Origin of the sequence: Methylomonas sp. (assembly GCF_023228165.1) — a bacterium.
Classification (GTDB): domain Bacteria; phylum Pseudomonadota; class Gammaproteobacteria; order Methylococcales; family Methylomonadaceae; genus Methylomonas.
The window spans coordinates 65,483-90,648 of sequence record NZ_JALOBS010000007.1 but is presented as its reverse complement, the minus strand read 5'-3'; the positions used below and the strand labels follow the sequence as shown (position 1 = coordinate 90,648).

The window sequence follows — 25,166 nt, the reverse complement described above, 5'->3', positions numbered from 1 at the left end:
CTTAATCATTACATCTGATGGAGAGTTACGATGGCTGATCGGCAAGATTTCAGTGCGATTGAGGTCGCGGAATTGCGCAAAGCGGCTGAACAACAGCTGATTGCCAAGCCGGAAGCCATGCCGACAACCCCAAGCGACGATAAAAAGCTGCTGCACGAATTACAGGTGCATCAGATCGAGCTGGAAATGCTTTATGAGAATCTCCGGCACGCTCAGGACGAACTGGAGAAATCCTGGGCCAGCTATTTCGATTTATACGAATTAGCGCCGGTTGGTTATCTCACCATCAACGACAGCGGCAGCATCCTGAATGCCAATCTAACGGCGACTACCCTGCTGGGCATTACCCGCAAAGCCTTGCTCAAAAAGACACTGACAGAATTTGTTTCGGCTAGCGATCAGGACAATTATTATCTACACCGAAAAAAACTGGCGGAAACAGGCGAACCGCAAGTTTTGCAATTACATTTAACCAAAGCGGATGGGGCGTTATTCTGGGTGCGATTGGAAATGAACCGGGCGGCGGAGACGGAAAATGGCCAGCTATTTCGGGTGGTGGTGAGCGATATCAGCGAACAAAAAGCCAATGACGACTACTTGCGCCAGGCCGCGGCCATGTTCGAGTCCGCCCGGGAAGGGGTGATGGTGACGGATGCCGAAACCCGAATTTTGGTTGTCAACCGGGCCTTTTGCCAGCTGACCGGTTATTCAGCGGATGAGGTTCTAGGTCAATCGCCGCAACTCCTCAAATCAGGCCGTCAGGACGAGGGTTTTTATAAGACCATGTGGTCCGACATCAACGACACGGGTTATTGGCAAGGCGAAATCTGGAACCGGCGCAAGAATGGGGAGGTTTATCCACAATTGCTCAGTATCAGCGCGGTATGCAACGAATACCAACAGGTGACGCATTATGTGAGTGTGTTTTCCGATATTTCCCAGCTCAAGAATGCCGTTAATCGCCTGGATCACTTGGCGCACCATGACCCCTTGACCAACTTGCCGAATCGGCTGTTGTTGTGTGCTCGCTTGGGACACTGCATCGAAGTATCCAGTCGCGATCGCAAATCGGCGGCGCTATTGATGCTGGATTTGGATCGATTCAAGGACGTCAATGACAGCTTCGGTCATTTGGCCGGCGACGAGTTGTTGCAACAGGTAGCCGCACGCTTGACCAGTCGGCTACGCGGCGTTGATACCGTGACGCGTCTGGGCGGCGATGAATTCGCCTTGTTGCTGGAAGACTTGTCTCATCCCCAGGATGCTGCGCTGGTGGCCAACGAGATTATCGAAGCTTTAAGCGATCCCTGGTATTTGTCCAACGGAGCGGAAGTTCGTATCGGCGCCAGTATCGGTATCAGCTTGTTTCCAGGCCACGGCCAGACCTCGGAGGAGCTGCTTCAGCATGCGGATGCGGCTCTTTATCTCGCAAAAGCGGATGGCCGGGGCAATTACAAATATTTTTCCGAAGCATTGACCGAAGCCTCCAAGCGGCGTATTAATCTGGAATCGCTATTGCGTCGAGCCATAATCAAACAGGAATTACAGGTTTATTACCAACCCCAGGTAGACTTCGCTAGCGGGGCGATTATTGGCGCCGAGGTCCTGCTGCGTTGGTATCAATCCGACGAAGGCGAGATACCGCCCAGTCAGTTTATTCCCGTGGCCGAGGAAACGGGCTTGATTTGCGAGATCGGCGAATGGGCGCTATTAAAAGCGTGTAGCCAAGGTCAAGTTTGGATCGAGGCCGGTGTTCCGCCGCTCAGGTTGGCCGTCAATCTATCGCCTCATCAATTTCGACACGGCGATATTGTTGCCAGTGTGACGAACATCCTCAAGGAAACCCGTTTTCCGGCCGAATGCCTGGAGTTGGAACTCACCGAAAGTACTCTGATGACAAGGGAAAGCGAAGCCGTGCGGATTCTCAGCGCGCTACGGATGTTGGGTATTCGCCTGGCGATTGACGATTTCGGTACCGGTTACTCTTCCTTGGCGTATCTGAAACGCTTTCCTTTGGATATCCTGAAAATCGATAAGTCGTTTATCGACGATATTCCGCAACTGGAAGACGATAAAGAAATTGCCTCCGCCATCATCGGCATGGCGCATACCCTAAGGTTGAAAGTACTGGCCGAAGGGGTGGAAACCGAAGCGCAGCTTAACTTTCTTAAAGAACAAGGCTGTGATTTTTACCAGGGTTACTACAAAAGTCCCGCGGTTAGCGCGGACGAATTTGTCGCGTTAATCAAAGCATCCCTTTGAGCGCGGCAAGGGTTCGCCGCCGCGAATCTTGAAATCGGACCACTCATCCCTTGAACCGGGCGGTTTGTCGCTGATTTTTTGCGCGTTGACGGCTCGCGCTTAATGGCAAATAGATTTCCAGACAGCCGATATTTACGACTGAAATGGCCGAGTTGGCGTCCCCGTTATTTGAGTTTTCCTGATTTGTGCGATTTTGTTGTATTTTTATCGTCAATTGGCGGATGCTTTAGCAAGGTTGGAGATTCGCGATTTATTCGACGTATTGAAACCATTGTCGTTAAACTCCAGTCTTCGCTTACTGCACAGTTAATCGCAGGGTCCGGTGCGGATAATGCCGGGCCGTTCACCATGCTTACCCCGGGAGGGATGTACAGATGAATTTGTTCTCCGGGCATTTGGCCCGTAGCCCGGGATTATGGCGTGGGGCGGCATTGTGGCTGGTGTTGTTATTGTGTTGTTCTGCGGTTCATGCGCAAGCGCCGATTTCGGCCTGCGCCGACAAAGCGGAACTGATGCGTGAGTGGGAAACACGCCGCGATAATCTGCTAAAAATCAAGGCCGGCCTGGAAAGTTTCGCGGCTGGCAGGAGTATTGCCGATCTGCCCTTGTCGGCCTTATTCGTGATTGATTTGAACGATGCCGGCAAAGTCGCCCAACGGGCCGAGGAATTGCGGCAGTCGCTGGCCGCGGTCGATGCCGGCGCGCCAGCCGATCCGTTGTTGCCGTGTCTGGCGCAGCAAAATCTACAGGACGATTTCCGGCAATTACACGCTTTATTGCAGGATATTGCCCGGCTACGTTTGCAGTTTCTGCAATTACCCACCGAGAAGCGGGCGGCAATTTTACATCCGCAAATTGAAGCCACCGAGCAAGCCGGCGTCATTAGCCAGCTGCAACAGGAACACCGCTCGGCGATCCAGGATCAAAAGCAATCCGCGGTGGTGCTGGCCAAAGTAGAGCAGCAGGTGTTGACGGCGGAAAGCGGGGAGATGTCGGAATTGGCCTCGGTACGCGCGGAGTTGGAAAGAACCCGCGGCGAATTAACCGCCCTGCAAGTCAAATGGGTAGGCTATCTGGAAAAACAGGCGGTTTTTTATCAACAAACCTCGGAGAAATTGGCCGAAATCGGCAAATACCTGCTGCAGCCCACACCGATTCATCTACTGGAACTGCAATACGACAAGTCCTTGCTGATTTGGCGCGAGCTGGTGGATAAAACCCCGCGGGTGGTTTCCGGGCGCTTTGCCATGGCATTACCGGTCATGCCGGATTTTGCCGGTAGCTTGGTCAAGCAGCTGGCCGATACCCCGGAAGCCAAACGCTATCAAGCGGCCTATCTGGAAACCCAGGCCACCCGGGATTTGTTGCAGGATAAAATCGGCAGCCGACTGCAACAAAGCGTCGATCTGCATTACCGGGTATTGCTGCAAAGCGGGGAGATACGCTCTCAATTATTGAATGTGCTGCTGGATCGGCACGATAATCAGCCTTTAAGGTTTTCGCTGGATTTATTGAAAGACCTGGAACGGGAAATTGCCATTGTGCCTTATCGCTGGATGGCGACCTTTTATTTGCGTTGGCTGGATATCCAGCAGCGGTTGAGGGAAGGCTGGGAAGGCGTTGCTGAAATCGGTTTCGACGCGATGATGTTGCTGGGTTTTCTATTGATACCCTGGCTGGTCTGGCTAGTGAGTAAGGTGATGTCGTATCGGCTGGATCTGCTGCGGGTACAACTGGTCCGCCGCAGCCGCAGACAGCCCAATGCCATACACCTGGCCCTGGCGATACAAAAAATTCAGCCGTATTCGGCTTGGCTTTTGATGCTGTTGGCCGTGTATGCCGGACAGCATTTGCTGGCTATTACCTTGTTCGCCGAACTGGCGATACCGCTGAACTATCTTAAATATTACCTTTATTACCGCTTGTTTCGGCAATTGATGCAATGCGATTTCATGTGGTTGAACAAGCATGTCAATCCGGCAAAATTTGCCGGTTTGCGTCGGGAAGTCAATCTGGCCGCCAAGGCGCTGGGGATACTGGCCCTGCTGATTTTCTCGCTGATGTTTGCCATCGAGAGCCTGATTCGCCGCGGCTTGGTATATCACTTTTCGATTCAAGCTTTTAGTTATCTGGGGGTGTTGCTGGCCATGGGGCTGGCTTATCAATGGCGGGTTATCGTCGCCGAAGCCTTGAAGCGGTTTTTGCCGGGATTTTTGGGCGAACGATTCGCCAAGGCCTGTGTCAGCCGCTGGGCGTTGTTTGCCGCGCTGCCGGGGTTTGCCGTGCTGTTGGTGATGCTGGTGTTGCGGATTGTTCGTAATTGGTTGAGCCGGTTCGAATTTGTGCGCCGCATTGCAGCGGAAGTATTTCGCCTGCAACTGGAAAGCGGCCTGGATAAACGTAAGGAGGTTATTCAGGCCACGCTACCGGCTGAATACCGGCAAGGCTATGTGTTTGCCGGCGTGGCTTCCGCCGAACAATTACAGCCACCGGCCATGGAGGGGCTGGAGGAGATTCATGCCTTGTTGAACGGTTGGCGGGAGGGTAACAGTTGGGTGCATTCCCTGGCGATTGTAGGGCATAAAGGCATCGGAAAAACCTGTCTGCTGGAGTATCTGGAGCAATCGTTCCAGGCCGACCGGGTGTTGCGGGTGGCGGTGCCGAAAAAGCTAACCACTCGTAAACAGGTATTGGCGTTGTTGGGCGAGGCGCTCGGTCTCGGTTTATCCGGCAAGGAAACGGCGCTAACCGCGGAAATGGTCGGCAGCCAGACCGTATTGTTTATCGACGATGCTCACAATTTGTTTTTATCGACCCAGGGCGGCTTCGAAGGGTTTAAGACCCTGTTGTCCTTGATGACCCAATCGTCGCACAAGTTGTTTTGGTGTTTGACTTTCAACCACCATGCCTGGAATTATCTCAACAGCGTTAATGGCCGGCATCAGTATTTCGGTGAGGTGTATCACTTAAAGCCATGGAGCGAAAAGGCCGTGCAAAGCCTGATTTTAAAAATGCACGAAAAAACCGGCTATCGATTGTCTTACGACGACATTATTCAGGCGGCGGGCAGCCAGAGCTATTCCAGTCATGTTACCTACATCGAAAACCGTTTTTTCAATCTGCTTTGGCAGCAGGCGCGCGGTAATCCGCGTCTGGCGGTTTATTTGTGGTTGTCGGCCTTGCGGCAGGTGGCCGAGCAATCCTTGCGGGTGGGTTTGCCGGAAGATCCCGATACCTCGATGCTGGGCGATTTATCGGACGATAGTTTGTTCGTTTTCGCCAGCATCGCCCTGCACGAAAATATTACCTTGCCGCAATTGCTGGCCACCACTCAACTGCCGGAAGGCGTGGTAAAACCGGTTTTGGACGAAGGGCGGCGCATGAAGCTGTTGGATTGCCAGGACACCGTATACCGTTTGTCGGTGCTTTACCACTATCCCGTGGTGCGTTATTTACAAGCCAAGCATTGTCTATATGAATGAACAAAACATGAGCGAAATTTGGGATGCCATGCTGAAGTTTGAAGCATGGCGAGCGCTGTTTCTTCTGCTTGGGATGGCGGTGCTGGTGTTTACGGCCGGCTTGTTTAAGCGGCTGGCCGATAGGGCCTCGGATTATTTTCCGTCCCGGCGGTTATTGTTTTTGCAAATTGTCACCACCCTGAATTTTTGCGTGTATATCTTTGGCGGCAGTCTGCTGATTTACGTGGCCTTGAGCCCGGCCAAGGAAATATTGTTGGCGTTGGGCGGCGGCGCGGCAGTGGCGATCGGTTTGTCTCTGAAAGACTTGGTCGCTTCGTTGGTGGCGGGTTTGACCCTGCTATTCGATCGGCCGTTTTTGGTCGGCGACCGAGTGCAATTTGCCGATACCTACGGCGAAATCAAGAGCATCGGGTTACGCTCGGTCAAGCTGGTGACCTTGGACGATAATCTGGTCACCATTCCCAACGCCCGTTTCATCAGCGATGTGGTGTCGTCCGGCAATGCCGGTTCGTTGGATATGATGGTGGTGATGCCGTTTCATATCGCATTGGACGCGGATTTGGAGACCGCTCGGCGATTGTTGTACGAAACCGTGGTCACCAGTCGTTTCGTGTACTTGGCCAAACCGGTCAAAATCGTGGTCGCCGAAGTGGTGCTGGGGCACAATCTGGCCTTGAAACTGATGGCCAAGGCCTATGTACTGGATGTGAAATACGAAAAGGATTTTCAAACCGACGTGGTTAGCCGGGTCAGTAAAGTGTTTATATCGCATCACGTCAAAAGGCCGCTATTGTTGAACTATGAACCGGCAACGTCCGTGAGCGCGGAATCAGATGATAACGGCTGAAGCGTCAACCGATCCGGTCGGCTGGATAGAAACCGCCCAAGGGCCGGTGATCGACGTGCGCTGCCAATATCTGCCGCCGATCGGCCAAGCCTTGGATGTCCGCAACAAGATTAGCCGTTATGTGCTGGTGGTGTATCAGCATCTGGAGCCGGGTTTGATTCGGGCCATTGCCTTGCATGCCGTGTCCGGCATTCATCGCGGCATGGCGGTGTACGATCGCGGCGCACCCTTGCATGTGCCGGTGGATGCGTCTTGTCTGGGCCGCATGTTGAATGTGTTTGGCGACCCGCTGGATGGCGGGGCCAGCCTGCCGAACGCGCAGTACCGCAATATTCTGGCCTTGCCGCCGCTATTGTCGGATACCTTGCCCTCCACGCAAATCCTGGAAACCGGTATTAAAGTCATCGATTTGTTGTGCCCGTTCGTGCGCGGCGGCAAGACCGGTTTGTTCGGCGGCGCCGGGGTCGGCAAGACGGTGTTGATGATGGAATTCATGCATTCAGTCAGCGCCGGCATGCAAGGCGTGTCGGTATATGCCGGGGTCGGCGAAAGAATGCGGGAAGGCCATGAGCTGTGGCACGAAATGACCGCTGCCGGTGTGTTGGCCAAGGCTTTGCTGGTATTCGGGCAAATGGACGAATCGCCCGGCGTGCGTTATCACGTCGGTTATACCGCCTTAACCTATGCCGAGTATTTGCGCGATACCCTGGAAACCGAAGTACTGTTTTTAATGGACAATATTTTCAGATTTGTACAGGCCGGCAGCGAAATTTCCGGCTTGCTGGGGCGTATGCCGGCTACCATGGGCTATCAGCCCACCTTGTTGACCGAAGTGGCATCCCTTGAAGAACGCATCGTCTCCACCAAATCCGGCGCTATTACCTCGGTACAGGCGGTTTACGTGCCGGCGGACGATATGTCCGATCCGGCGGTCGCCACTATACTGGGGCATCTGGACAGCGTGGTGATTCTGTCGCGGCAACAGGCCGCCAAAGGCATTTATCCGGCCATAGATCCCTTGCGCTCCAGCAGTCGCATGATTGATCACCGTATCATCGGCGACCAGCATTATCAGGTGGCGCTGGCGGTGCGCGAGCACTTGGCCCGCTATCGGGAGCTGGAAGACATCATTGCCATGCTGGGCATCGAAGAGCTGTCGCCGGAAGACCGCAAAATCGTCGAGCGGGCCCGCCGTTTGCAGCACTATCTGACCCAGCCGTTCAATACGGTGGCCGACCACACCGGCATGCCGGGGGTGCGGGTGCCGCTGAGCCGGACCATCGGCGATTGCGAGGCCTTTATCGACGGTAAATACGACCAGCTGCCGGAAGCCGACTGTTACATGAAAGGGGCCATGCCGGTATGAACACGTTTGAATTACGCCTGCTGGACAGTCAAAACAGCCAGACTTTCAGTGCGGTGACTCGGTTTATCGGCGCCGACGAAGAGGGCGGTTTTGCGGTGTTGGCCGGGCACGCGCCGTTGATCGTGCTGTTAAGACAGGGTTTGGCCCGCTTTTGCGATGCCGAGCAGCGTTGGTATTATCTGGCCTTGCCGGGCGGGGTATGCCGGTTTGCCGACAATTGCCTGTCGATTTGCACGGTGCGGTATTTTGTCGGTGACAAGCGGGATGAAATCTGCCAACAATTGAGCGACGAATTGGCCAGAACCGACTCGCAAGTGCATGCGGCCCGCTTGACGCTGTCGCAAATCGAAAAATCCCTGGTGCGTCGGCTGGCCGAGTTGAGTTTGCATGGGGGCGTTTAAAAATGCGTGATCGACACAGCTTGCTGGAAAAAACCCGACGCGACGTTAACCGGTTGATCAAAAAGGAAAACCAGCCGGCCAGCTGGATAGGCATGCTGTTTTACGGCGGCACGCTGGGCCTGTTGTTCGTGACGCCGATTGTACTGGGGGCTTATTTAGGACGTTGGCTGGATACCCTGGCGGCCGGTTATTCGGTGCGCTGGACGGTCAGTCTGATAGTGCTGGGTATCGTCACCGGCGGCTACAATGTGTTTCGCTTTATTCAGAGGCATTGAGACATTATGAATCAAGAGACAGAAGGCTTGGTATGGCGGCTGGGGAGTTGGGTAATCAGCAACACGGTTATCACCACCTGGTTGATCATGCTGGGATTTGCGCTGTTGGCGCTGTTGTTGCGTTTGTCCGGGCATCAAAAACCGTCGAGTCTGCAAAATGCCCTGGAAGCGATTTTGGTCACCATCGAAGCGGCGGTTGCCGAAGTGGTGCCGGCCACCGCCGTGCGGCAGGTGCTGCCGTTTGTCGCCACGCTGTGGTTATTTGTGTTGGTCGCCAATCTGGTGGGTTTGTTACCGGAAATGCATGCGCCGACCCAGGATTTGTCCGCTACCGCTGCGCTGGCAGCGCTGGTGTTTCTGTCCACCCATTGGTACGGAATACGCGCGCACGGATTGGTCGGGCATCTCAAACATTACTGTCAACCCAGCGTCATTTTGCTGCCGTTTCATATCATCAGCGAAATTACCCGTACCCTGGCTTTGGCGATTCGTTTGTTCGGCAACATGATGAGCCTGGAAATGGCGGCTTTGCTGGTGTTGCTGATTGCCGGTTTTCTGGTGCCGGTACCCTTATTGATGCTGCATGTGGTCGAAGCGGTGATTCAAGCCTACATTTTCGGCATGCTGGCCTTGATTTACATCGCCGGCGCTTTGGAGTCCAGCGAGCCGGATTCTGTTAATCGCGAGGAACGTTTATGAATGAGCTGCATTTATTCAGCATGATTTCCACCGGCGTGGCCGGGCTGGTGATTGCCCTGGGCACCATGTTGCCGGCCGTCGCCATGGGTCGGGCTATCGCCAGCGCGCTGGAAGCCCTGGCCCGGCAGCCGGAAGCGGAAAAGACCATCACCCGCACCTTGTTCATCGGCCTGGCCATGATCGAGTCGTTGGCGATTTATTGCCTGGTGATCGCCTTGATCGTGTTATTCAGGAATCCGTTGCTGGAGTATTTCTTAAGTAGTGCCGGCAACTAGCAGATAGCCAGGGATGCAATCCGCGGTTTAAGGGTTAAGCGATGTAAAACTGCAGGTCGACTTTGGCTGATTTCACCGAAAAAATAGGCTTGATCAACAAGTTAGTTTCTTCGGTCGGTAAGTATGATTTTGATCAAATTTATTTCTTCCCTGCTGAATAAATCGGGAGACAGGTCGGTAGCGTGGCTGGCGTAATGCTGCAGTTCGGTCAATCTTTGCAGGCACTGGCGGGGATTCATTTCAGTGCTACGTCTATTTTGCTTGCGACGGTCCATTGTAGGCGCTACCGAATTATGCGTTTTAATGTGCTCCAGCCATTGCGAGGAACCGAAGCCATAAGGCACTTTGCGTCTTTCCATTGTGCTTCGCCGCTCCAGCTGAGAGCCGCGTGGATCGGGTAATGAATTAGGTACATTCATGTTGGCTCCTCGATTTATGTTCTCGATTACGCTCAAGTTGTTTTGACTTTGAGCAATCGATCATTGTTGTAAGCAGCCAATGCATGATCCAAAAAATTGATCGCGGCAGGGAGCTTTATAAAACAAAAACCTTGGAAAACTCAGTCTGTTTGACGACTGAATTTTTTCCGGAATCTAACGGTTTGGGTGATTGTAAACCGATAATTTGTCTCCTGACAACATCTGCGGTTTTCGTTTGAGCTGGAGGCGCTGGCCCGGAGAGTATGGCATTTAGCCACCCGGTCATTTTTTTACGCTCGGTTCAGTCGGTATATATTGGATTCATGGGTGGAGATGGTGGGGTGTACAATTGAAATTCGCCTGGTTATTGCTGGGCGCTGGTTTATTTTCTTGCAAACGGGATGACTGCCATGCAACTGGACTGGACGACTTTCTTTCTGGAAGTCATCAATTTTTTGGTGTTGCTGTGGATATTGCAACGGTTTTTGTACAAGCCGGTCATGGCCAGTCTGGATGCGCGGCAGCAGCGCATCAAGGACGAAACCGCCCGCGCGGCACAATTACGCGACGAAGCCGAAGCGTTGCGGTTGCAGTACCAAACCCAATTGGCCGACTGGGCCAGGGAGCATGAAGCCAGTCGTCATCAGCTGGAAGCCGAGCTGCAGCAAGCCCGTGGCAAAGCCCTGGACGAGTTGAGAAAATCGCTGCTCGATGAAGCGGCTAAAAAGCAAGCCCGCGATGGTGCGGTCATCGCGGCGCACGAATCCGCATTGATTCGGGAAGCCGCCGGCGAAGCTTACAAACAAGCGGCGCGGATGTTGGTCAGATTGGCCTCGCCGGCCTTGACCCAGGTTATCGTTGAAGTGTTTTTAGCGGATTTAAAGGCATTGAACGAAGCCGAGTTAACCACCTTACGCAAAGCGGCTCAAGTCTTGATCAGTGCCTCCATGGTTGAAATACGCGCTGCGCATGCCGTGGACACGGAATTGCAGGCGGATATCGGACAGGCGCTTAGCGCTGCCGCGGGGCAAACCCTGGCACCTGTTTTTATAGAAGACGCCAGCCTGATTGCCGGTATCAGGGTGGTGGTGGGCGAGTGCCAGATGCATGCCAATTTGCTGGACGAACTGGCTTTTTTCCGCCGCCAGAACCAACATGTTTAATATCCCTGCCGATTACCGATTCGGCTTGCGTTTATCCGAGCGTGGTTGCGTGGCCGGGATCGGTGACGGCATTGTCTGGGTGCGCGGGTTGCCCTCCGCGGAGTTGGACGAGCTGATCGGCTTCGATGATGGCAGCACGGGTCTAGTGTTTCAGCTGGGCAAGGATATGCTGGGGGCGATTTTGTTGTCGCAAACTCACGATTTGACGGCCGGCATGTCGGCCCAACATATCGGACGCAAGCTGGAAGTAGGGGTGGGCGAAGTCTTGCTGGGTCGGGTGATCGATCCCTTGGGCAAGCCGCTGGATGGTCTGCCCGCGGCGGATTTCCGCCATTATGCGCCGCTGGAAGCGGCGGCACCTACCATATTGGAGCGCGACTTTGTCAATCAGCCGCTCTACACCGGCTGCAAGATCGTCGATGCCTTGATCCCGATCGGTAAGGGACAGCGGCAGCTGATCATAGGCGACGATGGCTTGGGCAAAAGTTCCCTGGCGCTGGACGCGGTGATCAACCAGCGCGGTCGGGACATCCTCTGCGTAATGGTGATGATTGGACAAACCCGGGCCTCGATTGCCGGCGTGATAGAAACACTGAGGCAGACCGGCGCATTGGAGCACACGGTGGTAGTGGTGGCCGAAGCCAACGCCTTACCGGGGTTTCGCTACTTGGCGCCGTTTTCCGGTTGCGCGATTGCCGAACACTGGCTACGCATGGGGCGGGATACCTTGATTGTCTATGATGATTTGACCCGACATGCACAGTCTTACCGGGAGTTGTCTTTGTTGTTGCAGCGTCCGCCGGGCAGGGAAGCCTACCCGGGCGATATTTTTTATTTGCATTCGCGGTTGTTGGAACGTTCTACGGTGTTGTCCATCAGCAGCGGTGGCGGTAGTATGACCGCCTTGCCCATCATCGAAACCCGCCAGGGCGAGCTGTCGGCCTATATTCCGACCAACCTGATTTCCATTACCGACGGGCAGATTTATTTCGACAGTAAATTATTCGCCGCCGGGATGTTGCCGGCCATCGACATCGGTCGCTCGGTGTCGCGGATCGGCGGCAAAGCCCAGCATGCCGCCATTAAAGCCGCTTCCGCGCGGATTCGGCTGGATTATCTGCAATTTCTGGAGCTGGAGTTGTTCGCCCGCTTCGGTACACGGCTGGAATCCGGTGTGGAAGAAAAATTGCAGCGCGGGCGTTTACTGCGGGAAGTATTAAAACAGGACAGGCTGGAGCCTTTGCCGGAATCAGCGCATTTGGCTTGGCTGTTGGCTTACAGCGAAGGCTTGTTGGCGGGCATTGCGCCGGCGGCTGTCAATGTAATTCTAGGCAAACTGCTGCAATCATTAGTTGAAAGTCCGCTCAGCCTGAATTCGCCCAAGCCGCAATGGCTGGCCTACTTGCGCGAACAATTGCTGGTTTTGAAATGAGTCAGCGCCAGGATATAGAAGCCAAACTGGCGCTGTATGACGAACTGAACGGCATTTTGGGGGCGATGCGCAGTTTTGCGCTGGCGGAGCTGAAACGGATAGGTAAACGGGAAGCCGCCCAGCAGCAAGTCATGGACACGCTGGCCTTGGCCTTGCAGGAATTGTCGGCTTTTTTGCCGGCCACCTCCGTTTCCAGGCTGACGGCGAAGACTCGCCTAAACGATATTTGGGTGTTGTTGGGCTCGGGACGCGGTTTTTGCGGTAGTTTTAACGAGGACCTGATACGGGTTTGGCGCCAGCAAGCCCAACCCGGCAGTCCGACCATTCTGGTCGGCGAACGCTTGCGGAGTCTGCTGGACGGCGATGATTTGATTGGCATAGCCGGTGCCGAAAGTGGTCTGGATGCCTCGGCGGCTATCGATCGTATCCTGGATGCCATTACCGGGTTAAGGTTGGATGATCCCGCCGAATTCGGGGTGATTGTTTGTGTGCGTGACGATCACGCCGCCCGCTGCCAACGCTTATGGCCGCTACTGTCCTGCATGCCCGAAAGTGCCGGCTACCCGCCCTTGACCTTGGTTTCGCCCTCGGAAGTGGCGGCCGGGGTGGCCGAACATTATTTGTATCACAGCCTGTTGGCGCTATTGTTATGCTCGATTCGGGTCGAAAATCATATGCGTCTGATGCAAATGGAAAATGCTTTGCGCCATTTGGATGACGGTTATGAGGACCTGCAAAGGCGGCGCAATCGTTTGCGTCAGGAAGAAATCGTCCAGGAGATCGAGCTGATGGCGGGGCGGCGGCATTAAGCCGAGGGCGGCTTCAGCTAATTAAAAGGCTCGTTGCGTAAGCCGTCATTTCGGTAGGGATTGCCGTGCATGGCGGACATTGTTGTTTTGACTGAAGCCGCTGACTAATCAGGATAATTATTGTAACCAGGCCGCAAATTTGAGTTTGACTTCAGCTTTCCAACGTTTGGCCGATTGATAAATGGCCGTTTCGACGAGTTTTTGATGCGCCCAATTCAACCAAGCGGTGATGGTGATGTACATCAGTGATATATAGCGAAAGGTAAGTAATTGCGGTTTGGTTAGGGCAAACACCCTGGCGACTATCACGGTGGCTAATAATTTTGCCAGAATTTCCAGCATCAGGGCTTTCAAAATCAGCCCCAGCACCAGCAAATTCAGCACGGCCGCGTTGATCGGGATGATCAGCAACATTGGAATCAAAAATGCGATGAGCGCGGTATTGGGTGGGGTTTGGCTCAACCATAGTTCAACGCGCTGCAGATTTAACCAGCGCACCAAGGCGTGGCCGAATGCGGACAATGCATCCCATAGCCATTCCTCGATAATCAGAATGATCGCCAGCAGGGTAAGTAGAATTTTTTTCATAAGCGGCAGGTAATTGGTGGGCAAACGAAACAAGTCCAAGCGTACACAAATTTTGTGCTACTTTGAGTAGCATTCGTTAATCATTATGGCTAATTAAAAGAACAAAGGAAAAAAATGAGTATTAAATCTGCCTTATTAAAAATGGTCATAAAACTGACCCCCAATTTTTTGATTATTTGGGTGTCAAATATCGTCCTTAAGGGCATTGCGGAATTAACCGAGTTTAATTTTGATATAGACGCGCGAAAAGTATACGTCCAAACCCGTTTATATGGTGAAGAGGATACTATAGAAGTTTGTCTGGAAGATTTCGCGGTTTTCAACGATGGCGAATCGTATAGAGTGATTATCCACCATGCCAGATCGGATCGTCCTTGGCTGAATAATTTATTGTCTCGTCTTGTCGGAAAAGCCTGGAAAATTCCCGCGCTACCGCAGTTCGCCACCCAACTTGAGCTGGTGGCGGAGGTATTCCAGGCTCAGCCGCCTGCTATCGAAAATGTTGAATGAGGCGCGGCGCGGCGCGGATAAATGCCGGTAATCAGACTTGTTGCCAACTGAAATAAAGCGTTTGATTGCTGGGTATGCCGATCGAAACCGGCATTGACACTGGCTTAAAAAAAGCCACCCATTCGGATACCGCCCCAGCCTGATTTCGAACGCCTTGAGTCGACCGTTATGCAACGGCCAAAACCCGCCTGACCGCAGCAGTCTATAGGTCAAGCGCACGTTATCGTGTTATCGGTGCGCGCTTGGCCGATAGCGGGATTATTCGTTACAGGATATGTTCTCGCCACGAGAAGAGAAGCTATAACCCTTGGTCCCCACATTGCCAACCATAATGGCTTCGATAATGGGCGGATGCATCTGTTTGTCTCCAGCCCAACGCACTATAAAGTTAGCGCCCACTCCTCCGCGCATATCATCCTGGGCAATGACATATGAAGCCGTAGCCATCGGTTCCAGGGCGAACAAACCGGTGGTAAGGGTATCGGTCAACATGCCATGAGTATCGTAATACTCGACCTGTGTGATATAGATTTTCCGTTTACTATCGATGTTGCGAATGCTGAGAGTGATACCAAGCGATGCAGTTTGACTTTCCGACAGATATACGTGCGAATAGGCTGGAACGTAGACGGAGCAAGTATGTTCCAATTTTATTTTGTCCGGATCAACCTTATAAAAATAGCTGTCCATAATAGGCATTTTATAAAGATGGGCGGGCTCACCGTAAACTGCGAACGCTACCAAAATAAAGATACCGGTAAGGATAGGTCTAAACCAACTGATTTTTGGCGATATTGGCACGCTGCCCCCTGTGCGAAAGAAGTTTATATAAATACCGCACTCAACATGTTCAAATTTCGCAACAATGATCCTCGGGATTTACCGGATGATAGTATAAAACCGTCGCTTAAGTGTTCCTCCTTTTTTCACTAACAAGATAATTTAAGGCCGCGTAGCGCCGATTAGCGATAGCGTAATCGGCGGAATGTTGACTTCTAACTGTACGATTACGCAAGCTTTTATGTCTTTTAGGGTAAATCGTACCTACAGTTTGAATGGCGGCTTATTTGCGTTTCTTTTCAAATTAAGCTTCATCGGCTGCTTGGGGGCGATTTCAACAATTCGCCACTGCCAAAAGCCGGCATTCAGTTCCGGATTAATCGTATCGGAAGCGGTGGTCGGCAATTCAGCAACAGTTAGCTGATTTGGCGCTGAATGTACAAGCGCGTGGCCGGAAAGGTAGCCGTTACGTGGGTAAACGAAACGGCTACCGGTCAATCCGTGTTACTCGTTCAAGTCAAAGATCTTCATATGCGCCAGTTTGCTGAAAAAGCTGGGCGACGCATTGTTTAGCAGATGGCTTTCGATGTTTTCAAATACCACCACGGAGTGGCTGTCTACGCTGTAAACCGGTTTTTTAAGCGGTTTTTGCTGTTCGGACGGAATGATGTCGTGAGGGGGTTTTAAGGCGGTATCGACCGCCAGACACCAGGTTCTGTCCTGTATGTTGGGCAAGGACAGGGTGAGCTTGTCGTCTGACATATTCATCACTACATGCAAATCGGCGTCTTCCTCGTCAATGCCGGCCAGAGTATAAGCCAGAAAACGGTTTTCCGAATTGTTCCACTCGGGCGGTTGATCCGGCGTTAAGCCATGCCAAGTGATATCGGCGATATCTCGGTGTTCCAGTACGGTGCCGGTTAGGAAGTTACGGCGCATCAGTGACGAGTGGCGTTTGCGCAGCTGGATCATTTGCTGCACGAAACGCAGGATATCGGCATTTTGCTTGCTGTCCGCCCAGTTCAGCCAGCTAAGTTCGTTATCTTGGCAATAGCCGTTGTTGTTGCCTTGCTGGCTATGCAGAAACTCATCGCCGGCCAGCAACATCGGTACGCCGTGGCTCAGTAACAAAATGGCAAAGGCGTTTTTGGCTTGTTTATGTCTGAGAGCTTTAATTGCTGTGTTGGTAGTGGGACCTTCCGCACCGCAGTTGTAGCTAAGATTATTATTGCAGCCGTCCCGGTTGCTTTCGCCGTTGGCGGCATTGTGCTTGTGGTTGTAGCTAAACAAGTCGTTCAGGGTAAAACCGTCATGGCAGGTGATGAAGTTGATGCCGCTAATGGGCAGGCGGCCCTGGTGTTGGTATAAATCGCTGCTGCCGCAAATGCGGGTCGCCACTTCGTTGGCGACGCCATGGTCGCCGCGTAAAAAGCGCCGGATCGTGTCCCGGTACATACCGTTCCACTCGCCCCAGCGGTAACCCGGAAAATTGCCGACCTGATATAGCCCCGAGGCATCCCAGGCTTCGGCAATCAACTTGGCTTTGGCCAATTTTTGAGAAAGCTCTATGCCCCATACTACGGGTGGATCTTGCAAGACTTGGCCGTCTTCCCCTCGCGCCAGGGCACTGGCCAGGTCGAAACGGAAGCCATCGACGTGCATTTCCCGTACCCAATACTCCAGGCAACTGATGATGAAGTTGCTGACCAAGGGATGATTGGCGTTGACGGTGTTGCCGCAGCCGGTATAGTCGTGAAAAATGCGTTTGTCGAACTTGTCGGTCAAATAAAAACTGTTGCCGGTGATGCCCTTAAAGTTGATCACCGGACCTTCGGCGCCGGCTTCCGAGGTATGGTTAAACACCACATCCATGATCACGCCGATGCCGGCCTGGTGCATGGCCTTTACCAAGTCGCGGAATTCGCGGATATGGCTGGCCTGTTGCGGGCTGACGCAGTAACCGGGGTGGGGGCTAAAGAAACTGTGGGTACTGTATCCCCAGTAATTATGCAGATTCAGCTCCGCCGTGTGCGGCGGTACATCCTGTTCGTCAAACGCCATAACCGGCAGCAGTTCGACATGGGTGATGCCCAGCTGTTGTAAATAGGGGATTTTTTCGATTAAACCGGCAAAAGTGCCCGGGTGTTTAACCTTGGCCGAAGGGTGGCGGGTAAAGCCGCCCACGTGCAATTCGTAAATAATGGCTTTTTCGCTGCGTATAGCCAGGGGCGTATCGTCTTCCCAGTCGTATTCGCTTTCGTCCACCACTGCCGCGCGCATGGCGCAATGGGTGTTGTCGCCGGGTACGCAAGCGGCGGCGCGCCGCCAGACTTTATCGCTGACCGCCCGTGCCCAAGGGTCGACCAATAATTTCTGCTTGTCGAAGCGCAGGCCGGATTCGCGGGTCAACGAGGGGCCGTCTATACGCCATCCATACCAGACACCCGCCGGCAGGTTTTCGACAAAGATGTGCCAGGAAAAGAAAGTATGGTTTTTGCTTTTGTCTAATAGAATAGCCTGAAAAGGCTGCGGGCTATCGTGACGGGAAAATAGCAATAATTCCACTTGCGTGGCATGACGGCTGGAAATCGAAAAATTGACGCCGTCTTCGCTGACTTGAGCGCCATGTGGGTATGGGCTACCGGTTCGTAATGTGTACTTTTTATGCATCGAGTCGATTAAGAGCATATGGGGTTATTTATGATTCTACTGCAAATGAGGGCAATTCGGGCTCTATCTTGCGCAAATAATCGACAACGGGTAGAGTTTGAGCCAATTCCTGCCCGCTTTTCCACGAATTTGCGGTTATTTTTGCAGGGTCGTTTTGAATCGAATCAACTTTTCAGGCCCCAAATGCCCATTTCGAGCTCCAATGTTCGCCCACGCATCGTGCTGTCACGGCAGGAAATGTGCATCATTAGTCAGAACATCAGCCGTGATTTTTCGCCGCGCTTATTCGCCAGCCGGGCCGGACTGCAGACGAAAAATCACTTTACGCCGCGAGAGTTATTGGAAATCAGCCAGCAAATCAGCCGTGAATACGCACCGAATAAAGTCAGCCATCAGGCCAGATTGGTATTGCTGGCGGTATCTCCGCGCCGGTTGCATGTGTATTGGCACTTGGCTAAACGCCGCTTGAACGAAGCGTCTACGCGGGTGGGGGTGGCGCAACCGATGACGTTGAGAATATATACGGATACCAAAACCCTCCCGGCTCCCTCGCCGCAACCAGCCGCCGAGCAGACTTGGTTTGACGTGAGCGTGGATAGCTTGGACGGCCAGCAGGACGTATGGTTGCCGGAACCGTTGGTCACCATTTCCCCTTTTCGGTACCTGGCGGCCTTGGGCGAAATAGACGACGAGCAGATATTTACCCCGCGGGTATATTCGAATGCCGCTTCGACGCCGCAGACAATTAAGCCGGAAAGGCGCGAGGAACTGCCGAATGCCATGGTTCCGTTTATAATGCCAGCCTTAAATACCGCGTCGTCCGCCGGCAAAACCGCCTCAGGACAAGGAAAATAATTTTCACGATGAATAAAGGCTATCTCTGCATCGTTCTACATGCCCATCTTCCTTATGTGCATCATCCGGAACATGACAGTTTTTTTGAAGAAAACTGGTTGTTTGAAGCCATTACCGAGTGTTATCTGCCTTTGATTGCCATGCTGGACAGGCTGCAGCAGGACAATATTCCGTGCCGGTTGACGCTGTCCCTGTCCCCGACTTTGATCACCATGTTGCAGGACGAATTGTTGCAGAGCCGTTATTTGCGGCATTTGCGGAAATTGCTGGAACTGGCCGGGAAGGAGGTGGTTCGCACCGAGGGTCAGCCCGCGTTTCATGAATTGGCAAAGCGTTATCGGCGCGAGTATCTGGAAGCCTTGCATTGTTACCAAAATCATTACCAGGGCGATCTGCTGGCGGCGTTTGCCAAGCATTATCGCGCCGGCCGCCTGGAATTAATCACCACTGCGGCTACTCACGGATTTTTACCGCTGTTGAATGTCAGCGAGGTGGCGGTGCGCACCCAAATCAAGGTCGGCATCGATACCTTTAAAGCCCGGTTCGGTTTTGCGCCGGGCGGATTCTGGTTACCGGAATGCGGCTATTATCCGGGGCTGGAAGCGGTTGTGCGGGAAGCCGGAGCGGCATACTTTTTTGTCGATACCCATGGTCTCATGGATGCCAGCCAAGCGCCTCGGAATGGCGTGTATGCGCCGTTGGACTGCGGTAATGGGGTAATGGCTTTCGGTCGCGACCCGGCCTGTTCGCAACAGGTCTGGAGCGCCGAACAGGGATATCCGGGCGACCCCGCTTACCGGGAGTATTACCGCGATATCGGCTTCGATTTGCCCATGGATTACATCGCGCCTTATATTCTGGACGGTGTTACCCGCATTAACACCGGAATCAAATACCATCGTATTACCGGGCGGGATGCGCCGGTCAAGGCCGTTTATCAGCCGGAGAAAGCCTTGGAAACCGTTCACCGTCATGCCGAAGATTTTATAGGCAAGCGGCAACAGCAGATTCAGGCCTTAAGCCCGGATATGGATCGGACGCCCATCATTGTCGCCCCTTACGATGCGGAATTGTTCGGACATTGGTGGTATGAAGGCCCGCTGTGGCTGGAGCAGGTATTGCGGCTGGCCGGTCAGGACAGCAGCTCGGTGGAAACCGTCGGCTGTGGGGATTATCTGCGCCGTGAACCGCTGCAGCAGCAGGCCGTGCCGGCCATGTCGACCTGGGGCGATCAAGGGTATGCGGATTTCTGGCTGAACGAAACCAACGATTGGATTTATCCCTTGTTGCACCAAGCCAGCAACGAAATGGAAAAGCTGGTTAGTGATTTGAAGGCCTTCAAGGTTAGCCAGCTGCAGCAACGGGCCTTGAATCAGGCCTTGAGATCGCTATTATTGGCGCAAGCCTCCGATTGGCCATTTATTCTAAAATCCGGTACCACGGCCGATTACGCCAAAAAGCGGCTCACCGACCATCTGGCGCGATTTAATTACCTGCATGATTGCATACGCAAAAATCGCATTGATGAACGTAATTTGACCGCGTTGGAAGTGATGGACGATATTTTTCCGGATATCGATTTTCGCGATTACCACGCGCCCTCGGCCTAAGGAGTAAATCATGGCTGCTATTCAATGTTTAGCGGTGGAAAACACCATTACCCGCAAAAAAGCCGGCAGTCAGCAGCTGTTGGTGTTTTTACTGGCGGTGGATAATCTTGATTTTGATAAACAGGTCGATGTGACCTGGGCCGGGCCGGATGGCGAGTGGCATATCCTGGCCGCCAAGTATTTGGGGCCGCGCGGCGAACGGCAGGAATATTGGCAGGCACGGCTGGTATTAAACGGTAAAATCGGCCGCGACTTGGCCGGCAATGTCAGCTTTGCCTTGCGTTTACGCTGCCAGGCGGGCGAGTTTTGGGATAACAATGGCGGTTGGAATTTTCAAAGTAAACAAGGCAGCGGCGTTACTTTGGCGCGCGGGTTGCGGTTACAAAATCTGCGCATAAAACCAAAGCTGGAGGACGGACAGCAATATGTGCAAATTAAGGTGGCGGTCGATCCGGACATGCGTGCCGAAGCGGTGGTGTTGCACTGGACGGACGACAACTGGCGGCACACCCGGCAAACTAAATGTCATCGTAACAAACGCCTGAAACAACGCGGTGCCCAGGTATGGACCGCCCGCCTGAAAGCGGACGACGCGTTTGCGTTGCAATACAGCATTTGCTGCCAAACGCCGCAGCAAGAGATTTGGGACAATAATGGCGGCAAAAATTATTGCATCAGCCGCGAACCGCTCAAAGTGATGATTTTAAATCTGCACTGTTATCAGGAGGACAGGCAGGATTTCAAGTTTTCGCAAATCGCCAAAGCCATTACCGAGCAAGCCGTGGATATTGTCTGCTTGCAGGAAGTTGCAGAGCATTGGAATGACGGCCGTGGCGACTGGAACTCCAATGCCGCCAATATCATCAACCAACGCTTGAAACCGCCCATGCATCTCTACACGGACTGGTCGCATTTGGGCTTCGATAAATACCGCGAAGGTGTGGCGATATTAAGCCGCTATCCTTTGCATCACACCCATTCCCGCTACGTGTCCGATAGTCACGATGCTTACGGCATTCATTCCCGCAAGGTGGTGATGGGGCAAGTGCATGTACCTTACATGGGCGCTATCAATGTGTTTTCCGCGCACTTGAGTTGGTGGGAAGACGGCTTCCGGCAGCAGTTTCAGCGCCTGAGCGAATGGGCCGACAGTTTGCAGGACTCGTCCGTCAAGGCCACCCTATTGTGCGGGGATTTTAATATCGCCGCCGGCTCCATCGGCTATCGGCAGGTGGTGAGCGGCAATCAATACGAAGACCAGTATTTGGCGGCCAATCACCAGGGTTTGTTCGAAAAAATCTTCCGCGTCAACGACGCTCACTGGGGCGGTTTAATGACCGACGATTACCGTATCGATTACATCTTTATGAATAAAAGCAGTGATTTGCAGGTGGCTTCGGCCAGAGTGCTGTTTACCGACTGGGATTACGGTCAGGTCTCCGATCATGTCGGCTATTTGATGGCCTTTCAGCCAAAATAGTTTGGAAGTGTTTTCGGCAATTTGCCGCTAACAAAATCCCCCTTGTTTCAGGGGGAAGGTCGAATGTTGTCGGCGCCTCAAGATCGAGGGGCTAAAACTACCGTGCGAAATGCGGCTATTTTACGCCTTTACGCCATTTTTTCCGGTATGCAGGCCTGTTCCGTGGGTAATGCGGTACGCAAGTCTTTAACCAGAAAGCGTTTGAGACCGCGTCCCAAACGTTGCGCCAAAAGCGAAATTGCTCGTTCTTTGCTGACGAAAGTGGCGGGTTGTCTGCCTTTACGGTGTTTGGTCAGCGCTTTGCGTGCTGATGGGCGCAGGTAGCATTCCGTGCCGGTGGGCAGTGTTGAGTCCAAGTCTCTTAATAGATGGGGGGTGATTTTATTCATGGCATCCTCCAGTCTCCTTGCGGAGCTTTGGGTAATTCCTGTACCAGGAAAAGGTCAAATTCCAGACCTGTTATTTAGAAAAAATAACCCGATCAAACTAGCAGTTTGGCTGCAAATGTCAACGAAAAATAACGGTTTTGCGGTCAGCCTGCGTATGTTTATTAAGATTAATATGGCAGGCGTACGCCTTAGCTACTTTGCAAAAATGCAATGAAACCCTGCGGATTGCCGAAAAATTATATGATTCGACAAGCCATGGATTTTAAACGGTCGGTTCAAAAATGCGCGCCTACGCCGAGCCTGAACATACTGTCGCTATTGTCGAATTCCACTGTGTCTGAGCTGGCTTGTGTGGTGGTGAAACGGTAAGGGGAATAGTCGGTATAGTTGTATTCCATGCGCAGAAACAGGCTTTCGGTCAACGGTGAATCCGCACCGACGCCAAACCGGTAACCCAGCTCTCTGTCATCTCTGTCAATATCGGTTGCCGAATTGTTGCCTTTTGCAATACATGCGCATACGTATTGACGCGGGGATCGGGTTTTCCCGAAAGGCAGTGGCGGCGTATAAAAAGCATGATTTGATATTCATGCTAGCCGATTTGTTACAGGTTGGTAATTACATTTATAACAACGCTGAATCAATTGAATAATTGGTGCATAATCTGCGTTGGTTATATTTTGGACGGCGATATGCAAGTAGCAGAACAATACGCAAAACCCGTATTTGGTAAATTGGGCGGATATTTTCAGCGTGTTAACGATTTTAGAGATACCTTTAATCTGCGCTGGGGCAGGATAGAATTTGATATGTTTCACGGCATGTCGGCGAACCTGAAGGTCATTCTTTGGGTGTACCGGGATAATGTGTGCGAGAAATATATCGTCGATACCGATGCCTATGATATCCAATGGGATCGACATAAACGCGCCACCCGGGATTTTTTCATCCTGCCCAGCTCCGTGCATTTCGGTAAGATCAACTGCATTAAATTTTCATTTATCGTGCATCTGGGCGAACATTCCATCGCTTCGCGGAATGAATACATCTTTATGGATTGGTATCAGCTGCAGGATGGCAATCACCAGCAACGCACCATTACCGATGACCATGCCACCGCCAATTATTACCGTACTTACGAGCTGAATCCGGGTGAATTGCAGGCCGATGTGGATTGGTATAACCACCACTTTCATTCGCTTAACCTGATCCCGAAATTCACCAAGGGTCAGCAATACCATCCTTACCACCCCAAACGCTTTATTCACGATCATATCGATAAGGTGATCATGGCCAAGCGGGATAATCCCAATCGGTTATGTACCATTAAAGTCAGTGTGGATTGTATCGACGACCATGACTTCGTCAATCATTTGATACACGCCAGCCATCAGGGGGTATGGGTGCAATGCGTGGTGGATTGGCGCAAGATGACACTGACCAACAGCCAGACTTATGCCAACCTGAAACGCTCCGGCGTCGAATTGATCGGGGTGTTTTGCACGCCCAAGCACCATTTGATTGAAGTGGAGCCGGATATGCATACCAAGTTCGTCATTTTTAATGATGAAGACTGCATTCTGGGGTCGTTCAATATCACCTTCGATCGGTGGTGGGCCAACTGGGAATCGGGCATGACCTTTCATTCCAAGGGCGTGTGCCGGCTGCTGGACAATATTTTCCAAAGCCAGCGCGGCGGTGTGATCCAAAAATACGGTATAGATCCGCTCAGTCCGTTTAACCTGCTGTATACCTTTGGCAGGCATACCATGGCCAACGGTCAGATCTATCGCCCGCATCATGCCATTTTGGCGGAAATTCACCGGGCCAGGCATTCGATCAAGATTTGCCTGTTTTTGATCGGCGATTTGTTGGGCGATCATCATGATAGCGTAGTGAATGCCTTGATTCAGGCCAAGGAGCGCGGCGTGGACGTGCAGATTTTGTTCAACGGTCATCTGGCCCGGCAGGGCCGTATCGGCGTCGAGCGGCCCATGCACGAGGAATTGAATCGGCCGCTGTTGCCTGCGGTGCAGCGCTTAAAGTGGGGCGGTATTCGGGTAGGTTTGGTATATGGACAGGACGATCATCCGGTGCCGTATTCGCCGATTCATTCCAAGTATTGCTTGATCGACAATTACATTGTCATCGAAGGCAGTTTCAATTGGTATAACACCTCGGTGTTTTCCCACGATTTGATCGTGGTGGCGGCCAACCACGATGTAGCTAAACCTTATCTTTACGAATTCGATCAGATTCAGCGTTCGTTTAGGGTGTATTACTAGCGGGGCGGGTCAATAAATACGCACTCATTCGTTGTGCCCGTCGAGGTATTTGCCGAATTTTTTATCCAACTTTGTGGTATGCATGGCAAACCAGTCGAACATGAATACCACCACTGCTTCAAGATTGATGCGGTCGATGGCATAGGCGTGTATACGATCATCCAGAAGGGTTAACAATTCGGTATGTTTTTGTTGATGTTCGGGATAGTCCGGATAACCGTTCCGCAGCATGATGTTTTCTTCGCTGAAAAAATGAAAGTCGGCGTATTTCCTAACCTCATTTAACAAACGCATGCACCATGCCTTGGGCTCCTCTGCCTCCGAAGCCAGCGATACGCTACGGATCAAATCCAGAAACACCTGGTGTTCGTGATCGATACGCAGGTGACCAACCTCAAAGCGTTTGTCCCAGCGGATGTCTATTGCCATGAGCGTGCCTCGGTTTAGGGTTGACGTTTAGGATAAGCTATTAACTCGATTCAACAACATTATTTTTTTAATCGCTTGGCAAATGGGTCGTCCGGTCCGAGCCGGGCGACGGTAAAATGCATGATGGGTTGAATCGTATG

24 protein-coding genes are annotated in these 25,166 nt (G+C 52.5%); 17 read left to right on the top strand and 7 right to left on the bottom strand.

Translation table 11 applies throughout. The annotated features are described in order from the left end of the window. Positions 1-30 precede the first annotated feature (30 nt). From M0R33_RS06880 to atpE, 8 genes are all read left to right on the top strand, one after another. The gene (locus M0R33_RS06880) at positions 31-2,262 is read left to right on the top strand and encodes an EAL domain-containing protein (RefSeq protein WP_292566965.1); all 2,232 of its coding nucleotides are present in this window, start codon (positions 31-33) and stop codon (positions 2,260-2,262) included. Positions 2,263-2,636: 374 nt separating this feature from the next. Then, a complete protein-coding gene (locus tag M0R33_RS06875; protein WP_292566963.1) occupies positions 2,637-5,744 on the top strand; it encodes an AAA family ATPase in 3,108 nt (1,035 codons plus the stop codon). Then, the gene (locus M0R33_RS06870; protein ID WP_292566961.1) at positions 5,737-6,591 is read left to right on the top strand and encodes a mechanosensitive ion channel domain-containing protein; all 855 of its coding nucleotides are present in this window, start codon (positions 5,737-5,739) and stop codon (positions 6,589-6,591) included. Before M0R33_RS06875 ends, M0R33_RS06870 begins: the two co-directional genes overlap by 8 nt. Continuing rightward, a complete protein-coding gene (atpD, locus tag M0R33_RS06865) occupies positions 6,578-7,957 on the top strand; it encodes a F0F1 ATP synthase subunit beta (RefSeq protein ID WP_292566959.1) in 1,380 nt (459 codons plus the stop codon). The genes M0R33_RS06870 and atpD overlap by 14 nt, the downstream gene beginning before the upstream one ends. Further along, on the top strand, positions 7,954-8,358 hold the full coding sequence (locus tag M0R33_RS06860; RefSeq protein WP_292566957.1) for a F0F1 ATP synthase subunit epsilon: 405 nt from the start codon (positions 7,954-7,956) through the stop codon (positions 8,356-8,358). Before atpD ends, M0R33_RS06860 begins: the two co-directional genes overlap by 4 nt. Before the next feature lie 2 nt (positions 8,359-8,360). After that, positions 8,361-8,633 carry an AtpZ/AtpI family protein gene (locus M0R33_RS06855; RefSeq protein ID WP_292566954.1) on the top strand — a complete coding sequence of 91 codons (273 nt, stop codon included), beginning with the start codon at positions 8,361-8,363 and terminating at the stop codon, positions 8,631-8,633. A gap of 6 nt (positions 8,634-8,639) precedes the next feature. After that, entirely contained in the window at positions 8,640-9,332 is a 693-nt protein-coding gene (locus tag M0R33_RS06850) for a F0F1 ATP synthase subunit A (RefSeq protein WP_292566951.1), read from the top strand. Continuing rightward, positions 9,329-9,607: an ATP synthase F0 subunit C gene (atpE, locus tag M0R33_RS06845; protein ID WP_292566948.1), complete on the top strand. Its 279-nt coding sequence runs from the start codon at positions 9,329-9,331 to the stop codon at positions 9,605-9,607. Before M0R33_RS06850 ends, atpE begins: the two co-directional genes overlap by 4 nt. A 101-nt stretch (positions 9,608-9,708) precedes the next feature. Here atpE and M0R33_RS06840 read toward each other — a convergent pair whose 3' ends face one another. Beyond that, the gene (locus M0R33_RS06840; RefSeq protein WP_292566945.1) at positions 9,709-10,026 is read right to left on the bottom strand and encodes a hypothetical protein; all 318 of its coding nucleotides are present in this window, start codon (positions 10,024-10,026) and stop codon (positions 9,709-9,711) included. A 401-nt stretch (positions 10,027-10,427) separates the two neighbouring features. Here M0R33_RS06840 and M0R33_RS06835 point away from each other — a divergent pair, with 401 nt between their 5' ends. The 3 genes from M0R33_RS06835 to M0R33_RS06825 are packed head-to-tail and all read left to right on the top strand — an operon-like array spanning position 10,428 to position 13,430. Further along, a complete protein-coding gene (locus tag M0R33_RS06835; protein ID WP_292566942.1) occupies positions 10,428-11,189 on the top strand; it encodes a F0F1 ATP synthase subunit B in 762 nt (253 codons plus the stop codon). Beyond that, on the top strand, positions 11,182-12,621 hold the full coding sequence (locus M0R33_RS06830; RefSeq protein WP_292566938.1) for a F0F1 ATP synthase subunit alpha: 1,440 nt from the start codon (positions 11,182-11,184) through the stop codon (positions 12,619-12,621). Before M0R33_RS06835 ends, M0R33_RS06830 begins: the two co-directional genes overlap by 8 nt. Then, complete coding sequence (locus M0R33_RS06825; protein ID WP_292566936.1) at positions 12,618-13,430, top strand: F0F1 ATP synthase subunit gamma; 813 nt, start codon at positions 12,618-12,620, stop codon at positions 13,428-13,430. The genes M0R33_RS06830 and M0R33_RS06825 overlap by 4 nt, the downstream gene beginning before the upstream one ends. 117 nt (positions 13,431-13,547) lie before the next feature. Here M0R33_RS06825 and M0R33_RS06820 read toward each other — a convergent pair whose 3' ends face one another. Further along, the gene (locus M0R33_RS06820; protein ID WP_292566933.1) at positions 13,548-14,018 is read right to left on the bottom strand and encodes a hypothetical protein; all 471 of its coding nucleotides are present in this window, start codon (positions 14,016-14,018) and stop codon (positions 13,548-13,550) included. A 114-nt stretch (positions 14,019-14,132) separates the two neighbouring features. Between M0R33_RS06820 and M0R33_RS06815 the strand changes: the two genes are divergently transcribed. Further along, entirely contained in the window at positions 14,133-14,528 is a 396-nt protein-coding gene (locus M0R33_RS06815) for a hypothetical protein (protein WP_292566930.1), read from the top strand. 258 nt (positions 14,529-14,786) lie between these two features. Here the strand turns inward: M0R33_RS06815 and M0R33_RS06810 are convergent, their stop codons facing one another. Together M0R33_RS06810 and glgX are read right to left on the bottom strand one after the other, a co-directional pair. Then, entirely contained in the window at positions 14,787-15,227 is a 441-nt protein-coding gene (locus tag M0R33_RS06810; protein ID WP_292566927.1) for a DUF3124 domain-containing protein, read from the bottom strand. A gap of 585 nt (positions 15,228-15,812) precedes the next feature. Continuing rightward, positions 15,813-17,978 carry a glycogen debranching protein GlgX gene (gene glgX, locus M0R33_RS06805; protein ID WP_292567191.1) on the bottom strand — a complete coding sequence of 722 codons (2,166 nt, stop codon included), beginning with the start codon at positions 17,976-17,978 and terminating at the stop codon, positions 15,813-15,815. A 183-nt stretch (positions 17,979-18,161) separates the two neighbouring features. Between glgX and M0R33_RS06800 the strand changes: the two genes are divergently transcribed. Genes M0R33_RS06800 through M0R33_RS06790 form a run of 3 tightly spaced genes read left to right on the top strand, consistent with a single transcriptional unit; the run spans position 18,162 to position 21,923 of the window. Further along, complete coding sequence (locus M0R33_RS06800; RefSeq protein WP_292566925.1) at positions 18,162-18,833, top strand: DUF4912 domain-containing protein; 672 nt, start codon at positions 18,162-18,164, stop codon at positions 18,831-18,833. Positions 18,834-18,841: 8 nt separating this feature from the next. Continuing rightward, positions 18,842-20,443 carry a 1,4-alpha-glucan branching protein domain-containing protein gene (locus M0R33_RS06795; protein WP_292566921.1) on the top strand — a complete coding sequence of 534 codons (1,602 nt, stop codon included), beginning with the start codon at positions 18,842-18,844 and terminating at the stop codon, positions 20,441-20,443. 10 nt (positions 20,444-20,453) lie between these two features. After that, positions 20,454-21,923, top strand: coding sequence for an endonuclease/exonuclease/phosphatase family protein (locus M0R33_RS06790; RefSeq protein WP_292566918.1), 1,470 nt, complete (start codon positions 20,454-20,456; stop codon positions 21,921-21,923). Positions 21,924-22,051: 128 nt separating this feature from the next. Here M0R33_RS06790 and M0R33_RS06785 read toward each other — a convergent pair whose 3' ends face one another. Then, positions 22,052-22,312, bottom strand: a complete 261-nt coding sequence (locus M0R33_RS06785) for a hypothetical protein (protein WP_292566916.1) — start codon at positions 22,310-22,312, stop codon at positions 22,052-22,054. On the opposite strand from M0R33_RS06785, the gene M0R33_RS06780 reads away from it, so the two are divergent. Continuing rightward, positions 22,311-22,526 carry a hypothetical protein gene (locus M0R33_RS06780; protein WP_292566913.1) on the top strand — a complete coding sequence of 72 codons (216 nt, stop codon included), beginning with the start codon at positions 22,311-22,313 and terminating at the stop codon, positions 22,524-22,526. The genes M0R33_RS06785 and M0R33_RS06780 overlap by 2 nt on opposite strands. A gap of 61 nt (positions 22,527-22,587) precedes the next feature. On the opposite strand, the gene M0R33_RS06775 is transcribed toward M0R33_RS06780, so the two are convergent. Further along, positions 22,588-22,821 carry an outer membrane beta-barrel protein gene (locus tag M0R33_RS06775; protein WP_292567188.1) on the bottom strand — a complete coding sequence of 78 codons (234 nt, stop codon included), beginning with the start codon at positions 22,819-22,821 and terminating at the stop codon, positions 22,588-22,590. Between the two features lie 183 nt (positions 22,822-23,004). On the opposite strand from M0R33_RS06775, the gene M0R33_RS06770 reads away from it, so the two are divergent. Continuing rightward, positions 23,005-24,597: a phospholipase D-like domain-containing protein gene (locus M0R33_RS06770; protein WP_292566910.1), complete on the top strand. Its 1,593-nt coding sequence runs from the start codon at positions 23,005-23,007 to the stop codon at positions 24,595-24,597. Positions 24,598-24,621: 24 nt separating this feature from the next. Here the strand turns inward: M0R33_RS06770 and M0R33_RS06765 are convergent, their stop codons facing one another. Beyond that, positions 24,622-25,026, bottom strand: a complete 405-nt coding sequence (locus M0R33_RS06765; RefSeq protein ID WP_292566908.1) for a hemerythrin domain-containing protein — start codon at positions 25,024-25,026, stop codon at positions 24,622-24,624. Positions 25,027-25,166 lie beyond the last annotated feature (140 nt).

Bases quoted from the DNA above. Each gene is read 5' to 3' on its own strand.
- glgX (WP_292567191.1), bottom strand. From the start codon at position 17,978: ATGCATAAAAAGTACACATTACGAACCGGTAGCCCATACCCACATGGC.
- M0R33_RS06880 (WP_292566965.1), top strand. From the start codon at position 31: ATGGCTGATCGGCAAGATTTCAGTGCGATTGAGGTCGCGGAATTGCGC.
- M0R33_RS06850 (WP_292566951.1), top strand. From the start codon at position 8,640: ATGAATCAAGAGACAGAAGGCTTGGTATGGCGGCTGGGGAGTTGGGTA.
- M0R33_RS06765 (WP_292566908.1), bottom strand. From the start codon at position 25,026: ATGGCAATAGACATCCGCTGGGACAAACGCTTTGAGGTTGGTCACCTG.
- M0R33_RS06780 (WP_292566913.1), top strand. From the start codon at position 22,311: ATGGCATCCTCCAGTCTCCTTGCGGAGCTTTGGGTAATTCCTGTACCA.
- M0R33_RS06830 (WP_292566938.1), top strand. From the start codon at position 11,182: ATGTTTAATATCCCTGCCGATTACCGATTCGGCTTGCGTTTATCCGAG.
- M0R33_RS06855 (WP_292566954.1), top strand. From the start codon at position 8,361: ATGCGTGATCGACACAGCTTGCTGGAAAAAACCCGACGCGACGTTAAC.
- M0R33_RS06840 (WP_292566945.1), bottom strand. From the start codon at position 10,026: ATGAATGTACCTAATTCATTACCCGATCCACGCGGCTCTCAGCTGGAG.
- M0R33_RS06860 (WP_292566957.1), top strand. From the start codon at position 7,954: ATGAACACGTTTGAATTACGCCTGCTGGACAGTCAAAACAGCCAGACT.
- M0R33_RS06785 (WP_292566916.1), bottom strand. From the start codon at position 22,312: ATGAATAAAATCACCCCCCATCTATTAAGAGACTTGGACTCAACACTG.
- M0R33_RS06800 (WP_292566925.1), top strand. From the start codon at position 18,162: ATGCCCATTTCGAGCTCCAATGTTCGCCCACGCATCGTGCTGTCACGG.
- M0R33_RS06870 (WP_292566961.1), top strand. From the start codon at position 5,737: ATGAATGAACAAAACATGAGCGAAATTTGGGATGCCATGCTGAAGTTT.
- atpE (WP_292566948.1), top strand. From the start codon at position 9,329: ATGAATGAGCTGCATTTATTCAGCATGATTTCCACCGGCGTGGCCGGG.
- atpD (WP_292566959.1), top strand. From the start codon at position 6,578: ATGATAACGGCTGAAGCGTCAACCGATCCGGTCGGCTGGATAGAAACC.
- M0R33_RS06875 (WP_292566963.1), top strand. From the start codon at position 2,637: ATGAATTTGTTCTCCGGGCATTTGGCCCGTAGCCCGGGATTATGGCGT.
- M0R33_RS06790 (WP_292566918.1), top strand. From the start codon at position 20,454: ATGGCTGCTATTCAATGTTTAGCGGTGGAAAACACCATTACCCGCAAA.
- M0R33_RS06795 (WP_292566921.1), top strand. From the start codon at position 18,842: ATGAATAAAGGCTATCTCTGCATCGTTCTACATGCCCATCTTCCTTAT.
- M0R33_RS06810 (WP_292566927.1), bottom strand. From the start codon at position 15,227: ATGCCTATTATGGACAGCTATTTTTATAAGGTTGATCCGGACAAAATA.
- M0R33_RS06820 (WP_292566933.1), bottom strand. From the start codon at position 14,018: ATGAAAAAAATTCTACTTACCCTGCTGGCGATCATTCTGATTATCGAG.
- M0R33_RS06825 (WP_292566936.1), top strand. From the start codon at position 12,618: ATGAGTCAGCGCCAGGATATAGAAGCCAAACTGGCGCTGTATGACGAA.
- M0R33_RS06815 (WP_292566930.1), top strand. From the start codon at position 14,133: ATGAGTATTAAATCTGCCTTATTAAAAATGGTCATAAAACTGACCCCC.
- M0R33_RS06770 (WP_292566910.1), top strand. From the start codon at position 23,005: ATGCAAGTAGCAGAACAATACGCAAAACCCGTATTTGGTAAATTGGGC.
- M0R33_RS06835 (WP_292566942.1), top strand. From the start codon at position 10,428: ATGACTGCCATGCAACTGGACTGGACGACTTTCTTTCTGGAAGTCATC.